The 15,523-nt window shown below is 46.9% G+C and carries 13 protein-coding genes; 12 read left to right on the top strand and 1 reads right to left on the bottom strand.

Annotated features, from left to right (window positions below):
- The first annotated feature begins 7 nt into the window (after nt 1–7).
- Nucleotides 8–883: an NAD(P)-dependent oxidoreductase gene (locus tag L1D60_RS01320; RefSeq protein ID WP_239839374.1), complete on the top strand. Its 876-nt coding sequence runs from the start codon at nt 8–10 to the stop codon at nt 881–883.
- A 113-nt stretch (nt 884–996) separates the two neighbouring features.
- Here the strand turns inward: L1D60_RS01320 and L1D60_RS01315 are convergent, their stop codons facing one another.
- On the bottom strand, nt 997–1,878 hold the full coding sequence (locus tag L1D60_RS01315) for a LysR family transcriptional regulator (protein ID WP_239839373.1): 882 nt from the start codon (nt 1,876–1,878) through the stop codon (nt 997–999).
- Nucleotides 1,879–1,994: 116 nt separating this feature from the next.
- Here L1D60_RS01315 and L1D60_RS01310 point away from each other — a divergent pair, with 116 nt between their 5' ends.
- The 11 genes from L1D60_RS01310 to secD all read left to right on the top strand — a co-directional run bounded on the left by L1D60_RS01310 (nt 1,995) and on the right by secD (nt 15,521).
- Nucleotides 1,995–2,972: a DUF1254 domain-containing protein gene (locus L1D60_RS01310; protein WP_239839372.1), complete on the top strand. Its 978-nt coding sequence runs from the start codon at nt 1,995–1,997 to the stop codon at nt 2,970–2,972.
- Between the two features lie 234 nt (nt 2,973–3,206).
- On the top strand, nt 3,207–3,899 hold the full coding sequence (locus L1D60_RS01305; protein WP_239839371.1) for a hypothetical protein: 693 nt from the start codon (nt 3,207–3,209) through the stop codon (nt 3,897–3,899).
- Nucleotides 3,900–3,927: 28 nt separating this feature from the next.
- Complete coding sequence (locus L1D60_RS01300) at nt 3,928–4,626, top strand: ABC transporter ATP-binding protein (protein ID WP_239839370.1); 699 nt, start codon at nt 3,928–3,930, stop codon at nt 4,624–4,626.
- Entirely contained in the window at nt 4,614–5,897 is a 1,284-nt protein-coding gene (locus L1D60_RS01295) for an FtsX-like permease family protein (RefSeq protein WP_239839369.1), read from the top strand. Before L1D60_RS01300 ends, L1D60_RS01295 begins: the two co-directional genes overlap by 13 nt.
- A 73-nt stretch (nt 5,898–5,970) precedes the next feature.
- Nucleotides 5,971–6,711 (top strand): outer membrane lipoprotein-sorting protein, encoded by a 741-nt coding sequence (locus tag L1D60_RS01290; protein WP_239840425.1) that lies wholly within the window; start codon nt 5,971–5,973, stop codon nt 6,709–6,711.
- A 67-nt stretch (nt 6,712–6,778) separates the two neighbouring features.
- Nucleotides 6,779–8,050, top strand: a complete 1,272-nt coding sequence (locus L1D60_RS01285; RefSeq protein WP_345772859.1) for a hypothetical protein — start codon at nt 6,779–6,781, stop codon at nt 8,048–8,050.
- Nucleotides 8,050–9,078, top strand: a complete 1,029-nt coding sequence (locus L1D60_RS01280) for a histidine kinase (protein WP_239839368.1) — start codon at nt 8,050–8,052, stop codon at nt 9,076–9,078. The genes L1D60_RS01285 and L1D60_RS01280 overlap by 1 nt, the downstream gene beginning before the upstream one ends.
- 37 nt (nt 9,079–9,115) lie before the next feature.
- Nucleotides 9,116–9,925 (top strand): LytTR family DNA-binding domain-containing protein, encoded by an 810-nt coding sequence (locus tag L1D60_RS01275; RefSeq protein ID WP_239839367.1) that lies wholly within the window; start codon nt 9,116–9,118, stop codon nt 9,923–9,925.
- Between the two features lie 184 nt (nt 9,926–10,109).
- Nucleotides 10,110–12,899: a M16 family metallopeptidase gene (locus L1D60_RS01270; protein WP_239839366.1), complete on the top strand. Its 2,790-nt coding sequence runs from the start codon at nt 10,110–10,112 to the stop codon at nt 12,897–12,899.
- Nucleotides 12,900–13,111: 212 nt separating this feature from the next.
- On the top strand, nt 13,112–13,570 hold the full coding sequence (locus L1D60_RS01265; RefSeq protein ID WP_239840424.1) for a hypothetical protein: 459 nt from the start codon (nt 13,112–13,114) through the stop codon (nt 13,568–13,570).
- Nucleotides 13,571–13,721: 151 nt separating this feature from the next.
- Entirely contained in the window at nt 13,722–15,521 is a 1,800-nt protein-coding gene (gene secD, locus L1D60_RS01260; RefSeq protein ID WP_239840423.1) for a protein translocase subunit SecD, read from the top strand.
- Nucleotides 15,522–15,523: the final 2 nt, after the last annotated feature.

Genomic DNA, 15,523 nt, shown 5'->3' with positions numbered 1-15,523 from the left:
GAAAGAAATGAAAGTAAGTTTTATCGGACTGGGTGTGATGGGTTTCCCAATGGCAGGCCACCTAGTTAAAGCGGGTTTTGAAGTAACGGTATTTAACCGAACTCACAGCAAAGCATTAGATTGGGCTGATAAATACCAAGGGAAGGCCGCTGAGAGTGTAGCTGAGTGTGTGGCAGAAGCGGATGTTGTTCTTGTTTGTGTTGGTAACGATGATGACGTACGCAGCATGACAACCAGCGAAGCAGGCGCATTGGCTGCAATGAAGCCAAACGCGATTCTTGTTGATCACACTACAACCTCTGCGATCCTCGCTGAAGAGCTTGAAGCTGCTGCAAATAAAGCGGGTGTTCGCTTCATGGATGCTCCCGTTTCAGGCGGTCAAGCGGGCGCAGAAAATGGCGTGTTAACCATCATGTGTGGTGGTGAGCAAGATCTATTCAATGACCTGCAACCAGTATTTGAAGCTTACGGTAAATCATCGGTTCTCATGGGTAAGGTCGGCCAAGGCCAACGCGCTAAAATGGTTAACCAGATCTGCATCGCGGGTGTATTAAATGGCTTATCTGAGGGTTTAGTGCTTGCTGAAAAATCAGGTTTAGATATCCAAACTTTGGTTGATTGTCTTAAAAATGGCGCTGCAGGTTCATGGCAGATGGAGAACCGTGCTGTCACTATGTCGGAAAACAAGTTCGACTTTGGCTTTGCTATCGACTGGATGATTAAAGATCTAGGCTTCTGCTTGGATGAAGCTGAGCGTCAAGGCGTGAAACTTCCTCTAACGGAAAAGACCAATAACGCTTACAAAGCGCTATCTGCACAGGGCGAAGGCCGCATGGATACTTCAGTATTGATGAAAGCCGTGGTTGAAGAATCTAAGAAATAACGGTCTTTATAGAACTGAATCCAATAGCCGCAACCCTGCGGCTATTTTTGTTTGTGCAAAATGATAACGGCCATTCTCGCTCGTCTCAGGGCATTAACTATCTAGATTGAAACCTATTCAGACTGAAGCATAACTTTTTTAATCACTTCATGAACGGCAAGGTTTAGTGGGCTTTGACGATCGACAAGGCGCATGCAGGATACAAGATTTAGATCAATCCTAAGCGCTTTGGGAGGCTCTATGGTGTTGAGCGAAGCGTCCTTCCAACTATTACTTAACACGCAGGCGTGGTCACCTTGATCTAGAATTTGCCTCGCAACTGAAAAGTTGTCCACCGTGATACTGATATGGGGGTCAATACCACTGTTTCTCAACATTTCTAAATATCGGTAACGTTCTTCATTCCAACCTTGGCTTCGGATCTTGATAAAAGGCAACTGTAATGCCTCTTCCCATGTTAGTTGCCCCAATGACTTTGATACGGCGATCACCAGTTGGTCAGCCATGATACGTTTCTGGAATATATTGGAACTACGGTCTTCATTTAGAAAGTGCACACCTAAGGTGATATCACCCTCTTCTAATTTTTGCTCTGTATCCGATGCCCAAGTTTTCAGCTCTATTTGTGCTTTGGGGAATGTTTGCGAGAGTTCCCTAAACAAATGAACACCTGAAAATTCGAGTGTGGAGGCGAAGAAAGCAAGGGTAATTGGCCCCTCATAAGTAGCTGGATCGAATGTTGCGGGTGAGGTAGCGGAGTGCATTAACGAAAGAGCTTGTTCAATCTTGGGCAAAATAGATTTGCTGTAATGCGTTGGTCTTAATCCTTCCGTGGTGCGTTCGAATAGCGGGTGCCCCAATTGTTCTCTTAGCTTGGTCATTTGCTTGCTGACTGCGCTCTCTGAGATCCCCAGCTTCATCCCAACTCTTTTAAGGCTATTCGATTGACACAGCAGTACAAAAGTACGCAGCAAGTTCAAGTCTACACTTTCCATTTGGGCAAGTCCTATTTTCCTCACTTTCCACATTGGAAGTATAAAGTGATCACTGTCGGCGGAGCAAATAATACTCTTCCAAATGACATTCACTTTGAAATATAAAGGTCGCTACTATGAAAACACTAATTCCTCTTACTGCTGTCGCTTTATTCTCAACCAGCGTTGTTGCAGCGCCAACTATTGTCACGGAAGATAATTTTGCTCAGGCATACACAAATATGCGTCTCGGCGCGGTGGTGGAGAAAGCGGGTGGTATCAATACATTCTTTGAGATGCCGTTACCGAGCAGCGTTCCAGAAGAGCAGTTCGTTGTTCGAATGAATCGTGACACATTTTATTCCGTTTCTGTTATCGATATGTCGAATGATGATGTCTATGTGACTGTTCCGGAAACTGACCAATATGTGTCGCTGCAAGTTGTCGATGAAAACCACGAGACTCAGCCAATGATCTACGGTTCGGGTCGTCATAAAGTCAGTGCAAAAACCGATCACGCATTTGTTATTGTCCGTGCTCTTGAAGATGATGCACGTCGTAACCTGAAGATAGAAACCAGCAGTGATAAGCCGTTTGTCGTAAAAGAGTGGGATATGGCGTCGTTTAAGGCCACGGATAAAGCTGGCAACATCGATTTCAGCGACGGATATGACCAATCAAAGGCGTTTGGTAACAAAGAAAGCGGCCAAACTGATTATATGAATTACGTTGGTGCTGCTGGCGGTTGGGGTGGTGCGATGGTCGAAGACAACATCTATCAAACCAGTCAGTATTTCGATGCGAATGCATGTTACGAGACGACTTTTAAAGATCCGAAGGCAGGGGCATTCTGGTCTGCGACCGTATACAATGCTGATGGACGAATGTTTAATGATAAAGCCAACATTTCGAGTGAAATGGAACCCGTGATGAACAGCGACGGCACTTACACTCTCCGTTTTGGATGTGAGGGCCAGCCAAACAATATTCCAACGATGGAAGGTAATACTACGGGCAAATTTAATGTGCTGATGCGCCATTACAACCCAAGTGAGCCTGTCAGCAAAGGAGAGAAAGGCTACAACCCAGTGACGATGATTAAGAAAGTCGGCTGATTTAAATCGTCGAATCCAAGAAGTAACCCCTATTCAAAGTTAAATCCAATAGCCGCAACCCTGCGGCTATTTTTTTGCTTAGAATCGTAGTTACTGTTATTTGCTTAAATCGCTAACCATTCACTCATGATTTTTACCATTCACGCCGCTGATTGACCGTTTATCGCATTCATAAAACACTTTTCATCGCTCGGTTTAACCTTTCATCATCAAAACAGGAAAGGGAATATCAAGATGAAAGCAAGCCACACACCATTCAATGCAGTGAACACACTGCAGTCGATTAAAACCTCTCTTTTTGTATCAGCACTCGCTTTTGGTTTAGCGGTCAGCGCGCCTGTATTGGCGAACCCAACGCCAGAGGTCCTCTCCATGTATAACCAAGCTGCTCAAGGTGATGAGGAGATGGTTGAAGCCGCTCATGATGCGCTGCAAGCGATCCTCGATAAAGAAGGTGCAACACCACTAACTTTGGTCTACTTGGGCAGCACTGAAACCCTTCAAGGGCGCGATGCTTTTCTGCCTTGGAACAAGATGAAGTATGTCGAGAAGGGCTTATCGACCATCGATAAGTCCTTGACCCTATTGAACAGTGTAGAGGTTCCGATTCATGAGCAAGATAGAGTGCAAGGACTGCCAGAAGACTTTTTAACAAGGGCGATGGCTGCAACCACCTATACCTCGCTGCCAGATATGTTTAACCATTTTGATCGCGGTTATGACCTTTACCTAGACCTACTCGCTGAAGAGGGATTTAAGCAGCAACACTTCGCAGCAACGGCTTGGATTTATCGTTACGCGATTACCGCTTCGATTCGAGCAGAAGACCTGACACAAGCACAATCTTGGCTGGCGGTGATGGAAGAGAAAGACAGCAGCAATATTGAAACCATGACGGCAAAAGCACTCGTTGGTCAGGCTCAATAACAGCCGTTCGAAGAAGGGAGATAACAAGATGATAGTGTTCGAAGCGATTAAAAAGCGCTACCAAACGGGTGAACAGAGTGTGCATGCCCTTAATGGGGTTTCTGGTTGTATCGAGCGAGGTGAAATGGTCGCGCTGTGTGGCCCATCGGGCTCAGGCAAAAGTACCTTACTGAATATATTGGGAATGCTGGATCGAGATTACCAAGGGGCGATTTCGATAGAAGGACAAGCATACCCAGAACAAGCTATCCCCGCTGCGCGTTTTCGTCGCCACGGATTAGGGTTCGTATTCCAAAAGTTCAACTTGGTGCCAGTGATGACGGCACTCGAAAATGTTGCCTACCCTTTGATGCTCAATGGGTTGAGCCTAGAAGATCAACATAAACAAGCGGAGCAGATGTTGGTTCGCGTTGGCTTGGCGCAATACCTACATCACCGACCAGATAACCTCTCTGGTGGCCAACAACAACGTGTCGCAATTGCTCGAGCTTTGGTTCATAAGCCTAAGTTAGTGATCGCCGATGAACCAACAGCAAGCCTGGATAGCCAAACAGCCAATAAAGTGATCGACATTATGCGCGAACTGGGCCACGAGTTCGGTACTACGTTCATCGTTGCTACCCATGACCCAAGGATGGCCAGCCGCTGCGACAGAGTGATTGAGCTGGTGGACGGCAAGCTTGTTACTTCAACGTTGAATCAGGAGGCGATCTCATGGGCAAGTTAATGCGATTCGGTTTTCTACTTTCGCTGCGTTTGGCGTGGCTTAATCTCCTGCGCAATGGGCGTCGCAGCTTGCTATCGGTTTTGATCGTGGCGATTGCCGTGTTTGCGCTCACTTCGGCGGGCGGTTATGGGCTCTACACCTACGAATCACTTCGAGAGTCGACCGCGCGCGATACCGGGCACTTAACACTGAGTACGCCGGGTTATTTTGAACAAGATGAAGATACGCCACTAAGTAATGGATTAGACAACGCAGGTGAGCTGACCAAGTTGATTATTGGCGATAGCGATGTGCGCGGCGTTCAGCCCCGAGTCTACTTCAGTGGATTGGTTTCTAATGGTTCTAAATCCACCATCTTTATGGGAACCGGCGTCAATGAGCGTGAGTTCGACATGAAAGGGCCGTTTTTGGATGTTCGACAGGGCCAAACCCTAACCAGTATCGATTCACCAAGATACGACGATACCGAGCCGCAAGTGATGCTGGGCAAAGATTTAGCCCGTAACCTGAAAGTGAGTGTCGGTGATTGGGTCACGCTGCTTGCGACCACCAGTGACGGTGCGCTAAATGCCTTTGATTTCAAGGTGCAGGGTATCTATTCAACAGGCGTTCCTGAGTTAGATAAACGCCAGTTGTATGTTCACATCAGCCAAGCTCAAGAACTGCTTGCCACTGATCGTGTGAGCACACTATCGGTATTTTTGTTTGAGACCGAAAAGACCGCTCAAGTTGATCAACGCTTACAACAGAAGCTGATACAGAGCGGTGGTGATAACACAGATAGCTCGCAGATCGAGATCACTCCGTGGCAAGATCGCGCATTTTTCTACGTCAAAGTGAAAGATCTCTATGATCGGATCTTCGGCATCATGGGGGCAGTGATGGCGTTGGTGGTGTTTGTTTCTCTATTTAATACCATGACGATGTCGGTCACTGAGCGCACCCGCGAGATGGGAACGCTATCGGCATTGGGCAGCTATCCATCTGAAATTATTGCAGGATTTTTGAAAGAGGCGGGCTTGTTGGCGGTACTCGGTGGTTTACTTGGCGCCTTCGCCAGCGCGGTCGTGACCGTTCTACTACTGGTTGTGGATGTGCAAATGCCGCCGCCTCCAGGTCGTACTGACGGCTATCCATTGAATATCTATTTCTCATTTGAGCTGGTGGCTTACGCCATGGTCGGTGTTACGGCTATCTGCTTAATCGCTGCTTACTTTGCTGCTCGCAAGGGTGTGAACAAGCCCATTACGGAGGCGCTGACTTATGTTTAATCTCCCAAATTTTGTTTCGAATCGACGCTCAAATCAGACCATTTGGGCTCATAGAGCCACGATGTTGGTGTTGATGTTGTTCACTGCATTCAGTGGTTCGAGTTGGGCAGTTGATGCCGAACAAGTGACCGAGATGATTGCGAAAGCCGATCGCTACCGACTCAACAGCGAGCAAGCCTCCAAGGTGGTGTCTGTGGTGCATCTTTTTGAAAATGACCAGTTGGATAAAACGCGTCAGTACAACGTCTACACGCGTCCAAATCGTGAGTCACTGGTGATCTTCAAATCGGCTGTGGAAGCGGGACAAAAGATGCTGATGATCGAAGATAACTACTGGTTATTGATGCCTAAATCACGCCGACCAATTCGAATTACACCGATGCAAAAACTGCTGGGTGAAGCCTCTGTTGGCGATATCTCGACCTTAACATGGAGCGAAGATTATCAAGGTGAGTGGGTACAGCAAGTGCCACTGAACTTGGAAGGCGGCCAACAAGTTGAGACTCATCAACTGCGTCTCACTGCAAAGACCAAAGGTGCGAGCTATCAAGCGATTGACTTGTGGCTGACCACAGACCGATCTTTCCCTATCAAAGCGGATCTCTATTTACGATCGGGAAAGCTTGCTAAGCAGGCGTGGTTTAATGAAGGAGAGCGCAACGGTTTGCCAAGTGTTGTGGCGATGAGCTTGCTCGATAAGATTCAACCCAATAAGCGCACTTTGATTGAGTATCAGGAGATCAGCGAGCAGTCATTGGCAGACAAGTACTATAACCCTGCGTATTTGTCGCGTAACAGCGTGTCAGGGCTGTAGGTTGGATACTATGAACCTTTTATCCTTTGCACGCCCAGAAACAATAGGCTTGACGGGAGCTTTATTGATGAGCGGCCACGCTGTTGCTGATGAGACGTTGAGCTTGGCTTGGGATTGGCAAGTGAGCGCTGAAACTGTGCAAGCCCGCGAAACACCATGGTTTACGGCACCGGAATATCATCGTCAATCGGTGAATGCCTTACTCGACCTTGAGGTTAATTATGCCGAATGGCTTGGTTTGTTCTCAATCAAAGGGGATGACCTCTATCATGCGCAAAGCCAGCAACAAGTGCCCGATAGTCACAGTGATACGCAGTTGATTGTGCGAGAGCTGTTTTGGCAACACAGTGCCAGCTTTTCCACCTCGATCACGGGGGAACAGTATGTTGATATTACACTTGGCAAGACGCGCTTGGACTGGGGGGTAGGCTATGGCTACCGACCACTCGATGTGATCAAACCTTATCGCCAAAACCCCGTCGGGATAGTGGCTGAGGAGGGGGCTGGCGTGGCATCTTTATCCATGTTTGACCACAGCGGTGAATGGACACTGCTTTACAGTGATTCCTCTTGGAGTTCACAAGAGGTCAATCAGCTTGAAGCCGCAAGTGAACAACAAGGCTTTGGACTAAAACGCTACAACATGATCGGTGACCATGAGTATCAATGGTTGGCTTATTACGATGATGTACGACATGGCCTGTTAGGGGCGAGCTTGGTGTCGGTTCTCAACCTAGCTTGGGAATTTCATGGCTCAATGGTCTATCAACGCCACAGCCTTGGTTATGGCTTACCGAGCGATCAATACCAACCCGTTCAACTGCAAGAACAGGGTGAAGCTTTCCAAGCATTAGCAGGGCTGACATGGGCCAATGATACGGGGCATAGCATTGTACTTGAATATTGGTATGACAGCCGCGCTTGGAGCAAGTCGGAGTGGCAAACAGCACTAGAGCGAGCTCAAGACTTGTCTCAAGTGCCTGCGACGCAACCTTTGGCAAGTGCGTACGCGCAGGGATATCAACATGCCAATATTGTCGAGCATAACCTGCTGTTTCATTGGTCATTGGACTCAAGCGGTTGGCGGCATTGGTTTGCGGACAGCGCTTCAGTATGGTCGTGGCTTGATGATGTCACACCCACCTTAGATGTTATGGTCGCTCCGCAAGATGGCGGAATTATTGCAACGCAATGGATCAACTATCAAGCAATCGACAGTGGCAACTCATCGGTTGAACTGGAACTTGCTGCACGCTTTTTAGGCGGAAATAAGGATTCTGCTTACGCTAATTTGCCCGATAGTCATATGATTCTATTAAATATTAAAGGAAGATTTTAATGAGTGAATCTGGATGTAAACAGTACTCTTGGTTCAAGAGTTGGTTAGTTACTACCTTGTTTTGTATCGCCATTAGCGTGACCACTCAAAGTATTTGGGGAGGCTCATTATTCACGAATGCCATGATCAGTTTTGGTTTTGGCTACAGCGCGGTTTTATCTTCTTTTGTTCTGATCAAGTTATTTCCTGACACTTCGCGTCTGCTGGAGATCGCCATTTCTATGGTGTTTGCATTGACGGTCGGGACACTCAATGCCCATTACTGGTTGAATGGCTTTTTTGGTGAGGGGATTTCTGAGCTTAAATCAGTGATATTCTTAGGTGTTATTTTCTGCTCCGTCAGTTATTACTACTTCTATACTCGTGAGCAAAAGTTGCGTGCAGACAATGAGTTAGAAATCGCGAAACGCCGCCAAGCAGACCAAGAGAAAGTGGTAGTACTAAGTCAGCTTAAGCAGCTGCAAAGCCAAATTGAACCGCATTTTTTGTTCAACACACTAGCAACCATCAGCGCGCTGATTGAGACTGATGGTGACAAGGCGAAACTGATGTTGGATAAACTCACGGAGCTTTTGCGTGTGACACTACGTAATAGCCGAAGTGAACAATCAACGATTGCTCAGGAAAGCGATCTGCTCGATGCGTACCTTAATATTCAGAAAATTCGCCTCGGTGAGCGTTTATCTTTCAATATAGACAATAGCCAAGTTGATTCATCCCAAGTAATCCCTCCATTCTTGATCCAGCCTTTGGTTGAGAATGCTCTAACTCATGGCATAGAGCCCAAGGCTGCTGGGGGGAATATTTCGATTCGATTTAGCGTGGAATCAGAGCGGTTAGTCATTGATGTGGTTGATAATGGCTTGGGCTTGTCGAGCACATCGTCAAGCGGTGGACATGGTGTCGGGCTGAGTAACATTCGACAACGTATTGCGATGCTTTTTGATGAGCAAGCAACGCTATCAATTAAAGAGCAAGCGACCGGTGGAGTGTCGGCTCAGTTAAGACTACCGCTCTCAGGCCAGTAAAAATGGCGATTTACAGTGTGAATTTTAAGGAAGAATAATGGCGAACATGGCAACTAACAACGGCTTCACTGCGATCATTGCTGATGACGAGCCTCTACTTCGCCATCATCTTGATAAGAGCTTGGCTGATGTCTGGCCAGAACTCGACATTGTTGGGTTGGCGCACAATGGTTTAGAGGCTAAGCAATTGATAGAGGCGCACCAACCGGATGTAGTCTTTCTTGATATCCGTATGCCTGAGCTCGATGGTATGGCGCTGGCGAAGCAGTTGCAAAAGCAATCGAACCCGCCGTTGGTGGTTTTTATCACAGCTTATGATGAGTATGCGGTGCAAGCCTTCGAGCGTAATGCCACAGATTACCTACTCAAACCGATCAACGAAGAAAGGCTATTCTCGTGCTGTCAAAAGCTCAAAGAGCGCCTACAGGTGAACCCGTCCAGTTCACATCCTGTCGACATGGGTTCGTTAATGGAGCACATCCAGAAGCTTTCTCAAACCGTGGCGACACCGCAATATCTTACCTGGCTTAAGGCGCACTCCGGAGATGATATTCACCTTATCTCGGTAGAGGATGTGCTCTATTTCAAAGCGGAAGATAAGTATGTATCCGTGTTTAAGTTGGGGGAGGGGAGCAAAGTAGAAGAGTTCATTTTGCGTACGTCTCTCAAAGAGTTGCTTGGTCAATTAGAACCAGACGTCTTTTGGCAAATCCATCGCTCAGTAGTAGTGAGAGTCGCGGCGATTGATAAGGTCAGCAAGAGCTTCTCAGGGCAGATGTCGGCGTTTGTTTCAGGGGTGAAATTACCGGTAAGTCGTTCTTCACAAGGGCTTTTTAAAGGAATGTGATTGAGAACCAGTGTCTGCTGTGAGTCAAACAACACGACTGTAATTGTGATTTGATAGATCAGATAACGCAGTGGATTTTATAAAATGTCGATCTTGATCACAAAGATATTCATTTGATTTAGTATTAAACAAGAATTATTCATTTGAACCATATATTGTCACGCATGACATATAAGAGGTTGTTATGAAAAATTATTGTTTAATGGTTGCGCTAAGCGTGACCTTGATCGGTTGTAGTTCCACATCAAACGGTGACCGAGTTCAATCCGACCCTGATTGGGCATCGGGCCAGTTAGAAAATGGCCTGACTTACCACGTTTATCGCGATCATGAAGCTCCGGTATCGGTACGACTTGTCGTGCATGCTGGCTCTTTCCAAGAAACAGAGCAGCAAAAGGGCTACGCCCACTTTGTTGAGCATATGGCGTTTAATGGTAGCGACAACTTTTCTCAAAACGATGTCATTAGCTTATTTGAACACGCAGGTGTTAGCTTTGGTGCTGATTTAAATGCCTACACCTCCTACCAAGAGACGGTCTACCAACTCGACCTGCCAGACAACACTCAATTAACTCAAGCTTTGACTTGGATGCGCGACATCGGTGATGGTCTTGATATTGCTGACGTTGAAGTAGAAAAAGAGAAAGGCGTGATTCTTGGAGAGTTTCGTTACTCAAGACTTGAAGATAAGCAACTAGCCGATAAATTTTACGACTATTTCATCGAGGGCGGCCAGTATCAGTCTAATGATGCGCTTGGCACCAAAGCATCTGTTCTGGAAGCCGATCAACAAGGTCTAAGAAGCTTTTATGAAACTTGGTATCAGCCTCAATTAGTCGAGGTTGTTGTCGCTGGTGATATCAACAAAGACGATGCGGTTGCACTCATCAAAGAGAAGTTTGCCGACTGGAACCGTGGCCAAACTGTTAGACCGGAAAAACAGAGAATCACCTCGTTCAATGAAGATGACTTCGTTGAGTATGTAAAAGGTGGCGAATCACCAAGCATTACCTTGATGTTCAATCGAGGATCAGAAGTTGTCTATACCCATGAACAGCAACATCAACGCTGGCTAGATGACCTATCTCAACGCATTATCCAACAGCGCTTAGGCACCGTGTTTAATGATGCAGCCTTGCCAACCCAATGGATCATCTCTGAACGCTACTCAATGGAATATCAACGCTACTCCTTAACCAGTGTCGCATTTCCTGTCGGTGCCCGAGAGGTTTCCCAGCAGCAATTTATCTCTGCACTGACCTCACTTCGTGATTATGGTGTGTCACAAGATGAAATCGTGAGTGAGAAACAGTACTACATAGATTGGCTACAGAATGTCGAGCGTGAATGGGATGCTATGGAAGGGCCTGATTTTGCTAACTATAAGGTTGGTAGTCTGGTGTCTGAAGCACCGATGCAATCGGCAAAGGATGAGAAAGCCAGTTTGGAGGCCTTTGTCGAGAGCCTCGATGTAAACACCATTAACGCGAATATTCGTAGTCTACTCTCTAGTGATCACTTCTGGGTTCTAGGAGTAGACAGTAGTGAAGATAAAAGTGCGATTGAGCAGACAATGGTGAGCCTGAAAGCGGCTTATGCTGAGCGTGGTGTAAAAACAGCTCAGGCTGCTCATGACCATGGCTTTACCGTACCAACAACATCCGGTGAAGTGGTGTTGGTCGAGCAGGCGTATGCTGATCCTAACATTCAAAAATGGACGTTAAGTAATGGCGTTGAGATGTGGTATCTGCGAGATACTTATGCCAACGATGAAGTTGGGATGTACTACACCAGCCTTGGCGGGAGAATGGCGCTTGATCCGAGTCTATACCCAGCAGCAGATGTGGCGATTCCAACCATAGCTCGCAGCGGTTTGGGTAGCTTTACTGGTTCTGAACTGGAGGCGCATTTAGATAGAGAAGGTATCGAGTTGTACTCCTTTATCGAATCAACCCGTCACGGTATTGAATTTAAATTCTATCAAGATGGCCTCAACCAAGCCTTTGCTGCTCTTAACGCAATCGCAATGTCACCGAATGTTTCTCCGAAGCAATTGGAAGCGGTAAAGCAGGAGTTTATACAGGGCAGAACCGCCTACTTAGAAGGTCCGATGGGGCAATTCGAGCAGGCTATGAACCACAATACCTACCAAGTAAATAGCAGCCATTATTTGACTGATGGCAGTGCGGTTGAGAATGTGTCGGTTGAACAAGTTCTCGCTGTTCAGCAAACTTTGTTTCTGCAAAATCGCAACAACCAGTTAGTTGTTGTGGGGGACATCGACCCAAGTATCTTGAAACCCTTGGTCAGTCAATATGTGGCTTCGATTCCTTTGCAAGAAGCGTCGATTCCTGATTTTTTAGTGCCTTATAAATTGCCCAATAAAGAGCGTGTTGATATAGCTGCGAATACGGAGCAGAGCTCAGAATACATTCTGCGAGTGATCTCTAAGGTGCCGGCTGCTGATCTGTCAAACCCTCCGACAGGGGTGGGCGTGTCTGCGAAGGAAGTGTTCATGACCGATTTGATGCAGCGTATCTTGACGACACGCTTAGATGCTTACATTCGTGAAGAACTGAGTTTGGACTACTCCCCTTATACCTATTGGATCTCACAAGATGGCGAGCGCAGTTATGACTGGTTTATTGGGGCGTTAATCTCGCCAAATAACGCACAGAAAGTAGAGGTGGCCATTGATAAGGTCGTGGCGGATCTGCTTAAAGGCATCTCTGACGATGAGCTTAAAGCTGCGGGTAAGCAACTCGTGAACGACTTCTCACCATTAGAATCGGCGCCTGTGGATCAAGCGTGGTTTGTTTCTCGTTATACTATTTATGACTTTGGCGTTGAGGCTCTGTTCGATGTAGAAGGCACAGTGGATTCTATTTCTAGCCAAGATATGGATGTGCTTGCCGAGCGTCTGTTTGGTGAGAATAGCCGCCACTATAAGAATATTCTTCGACCTGAAATTTAAGGCCTGCGATAGCCTCGCACGTTAACCATAGATCCAAAGCCAAGCCAATGTTGCTTGGCTTTTTTATTGCCTCAAGATTGTCAGCGTTGTGTCAAATATGAATTTGGCAGCTTTTAAATCAATTGTATCTTTCATTGCTGTTATATATTGTCGTCGTTTCTACCATTTAGGATTGTTTTGAATTGTTGAAGTTGGGCGCGCGTTTAGTGTTGATACTGTTTGTACTGAGTTTTGGCTTAGTGAACAGTCATGGCTACTTGTTTCCTGCCAAGCCTTTCCAAACAGCAACTTCAACCAGTCAGTTGTGTCAGCAATTTACTGATTCCTCTCAAAAGTTATCCTCAGAAACAAGACAGACGTGTGAGCAAACCAAGTTGATTCCACCCAAGGAAGACAGCTCGCACTATCACGACTCCGAATCGAGTCTGCAAGCTAGCACGTTTCGTCGAATACTCAGTAATGAGCAAGATGGCTCGGCCGATATTGAGCCGGTTTATCATCTGCTGATTGACTTTTCTCCTCCCTCTCTGCTCACTTCTCTGCTACTTAACGATCCTTTAATGGACGCCACACAGCATTGGACTAGCATTGTTGCTTCACCACCCTCTCGGCTTGCTGGGTGGAAAGAGGGCAATATCCAATACTCTCATTTTAGAGAGCTAATTAGCTGATTGTTTCACTCTGAGAAGCGGTTGTTTTTAACAATCGACGTTGCTCATTATCAATCAGTCACCGTGCACATCTGTACTTTGTCTTCCTCATGATGAGGGAGAGCGAAGCGTGCGGCACGTTGATGCACTATTAGCTTTAAATGAAGAGATCTTGCCTGTGAAAAAGCAGAAACCAAGACAACAAATTAACCACTATGCAAAGTGGAAATACGTGGTGCTGATCACCACCATTATTATCATGATTCTCAGCGCTCTACCTTCTTGGTATGGCGAAGATGCCTCTGTTCAAATCAACAACCGTTCTCAACAGACAATCGACGCGACTCAGGTCACTCAATACCTCGAAAGTGAAGGTATTCAAGCCAAATCGGCTTATCAGAAAGACAATCGATTAGTCGTGATTCTAGAAGATGCTGAACAACAAGCGAAAGCCAAGGAGGTGCTTAATGAACGCCTTCTAGACAACGCGACGGTGGCTTTGGCAATGGAACCCGCGGCTCCAAAATGGCTGACTGATATGGGCTTTGCACCGATTCAGCTCGGCCTTGATCTACGCGGTGGTGTGCAGTTTTTACTCGAAGTGGATATGGCTCCGGTTTATCACGCCCAAGCTCAAGCGATGGTTGACGAGGTAACCAGCCAAGTGCGCTATGCGCGTGGCAAGGTTGTGAACAATCAAGTCCAGTTTGACTTCCGTACGGAAGCGGATTTTGAAAAGGCGCAAAAGCTGATTCGTGAAGAGTTCCCGCAATGGCTACGTGATAGCTCAGACAAACAGCTCACCCTGACGCAGTCTGAAGATGAACAAAGAACGCTACGCAACCTAACGGTTCAACAAAACCTGCAAATCATGCGCAGCCGTATTGAAGAGCTGGGTATCACGGAAGCTTCAATTCAACGCCAAGGTGAGAGTCGTATCCGTATCGAATTGCCAGGTGTACAAGACCCAGCTGCGGCGAAAGACGTAATTGGTGCGACGGCTTCATTGGCGTTCTACTCTGTGTACGATAACCCAACGCGCAACACACAAACGTTAAAAGATACCGATGGTAACCGTGTCGTTATTGCACGCAAAGCCGTCTTGAGTGGCGAACATATTATCGATGCACGCAGTGGCATTGGTGAGATGGGCAGCGCAGAAGTTAACATCACGCTTGATTCTGCGGGTGGTAAGAAAATGTCTGAGTTTTCTCGTCATAACATCGGCAAACCAATGGCGACGGTATACAGCGAGTATAGCCGCGACAGAGCTGGTAACAGTGAGAAAACCAGTGAAGTGATCAGTGTAGCGAATATCCAGTCTCAATTGGGTAGTCGCTTCAGAATCACAGGTGCAGGCACCATGGCTGAAGCGCAAGAGTTGGCTTTATTGCTTCGCGCCGGTTCATTAACAGCGCCTGTTACCATCATTGAAGAGCGTACCATTGGCCCATCTTTGGGTGCCGAAAACGTCACCAACGGCTTTGCGGCTCTGGCACTTGGTTTAGGTCTTACTCTTACGTTTATGGCGCTTTGGTACCGTCGCCTTGGTTGGGTTGCGAACGGCGCGCTTATCTTAAACATGGTGACCCTATTTGGCTTGATTGCGTTACTGCCGGGTGCTGTATTGACGTTACCAGGTATCGCGGGTTTGGTGCTCACTGTCGGCATGGCGGTAGATACCAATGTGCTTATCTTTGAACGTATCCGAGACAAAATGAAAGAGGGGCGCAGCTTTGCTAGCTCTATCGATCGTGGCTTTGATAGCGCGTTCTCGTCAATCTTCGATGCAAACTTCACCACCATGATTGTTGCTGTTGCGCTCTACACCATTGGTAATGGACCGATACAGGGCTTTGCTTTGACACTGGGCTTAGGTCTTCTAACCAGTATGTTTACGGGCATTTTTGCTTCACGAGCGATCATCAACTTGGTTTGGGGGCGTGATCAACGCCGCGATGTAAGGATTTAAGC

It is taken from the genome of Vibrio sp. Isolate30, from assembly GCF_022397975.1.
GTDB lineage: Bacteria > Pseudomonadota > Gammaproteobacteria > Enterobacterales > Vibrionaceae > Vibrio > Vibrio fortis.
The sequence above is the reverse complement of the archived record's forward strand: the minus strand, read 5'-3'. Positions and strand labels throughout refer to the sequence as shown.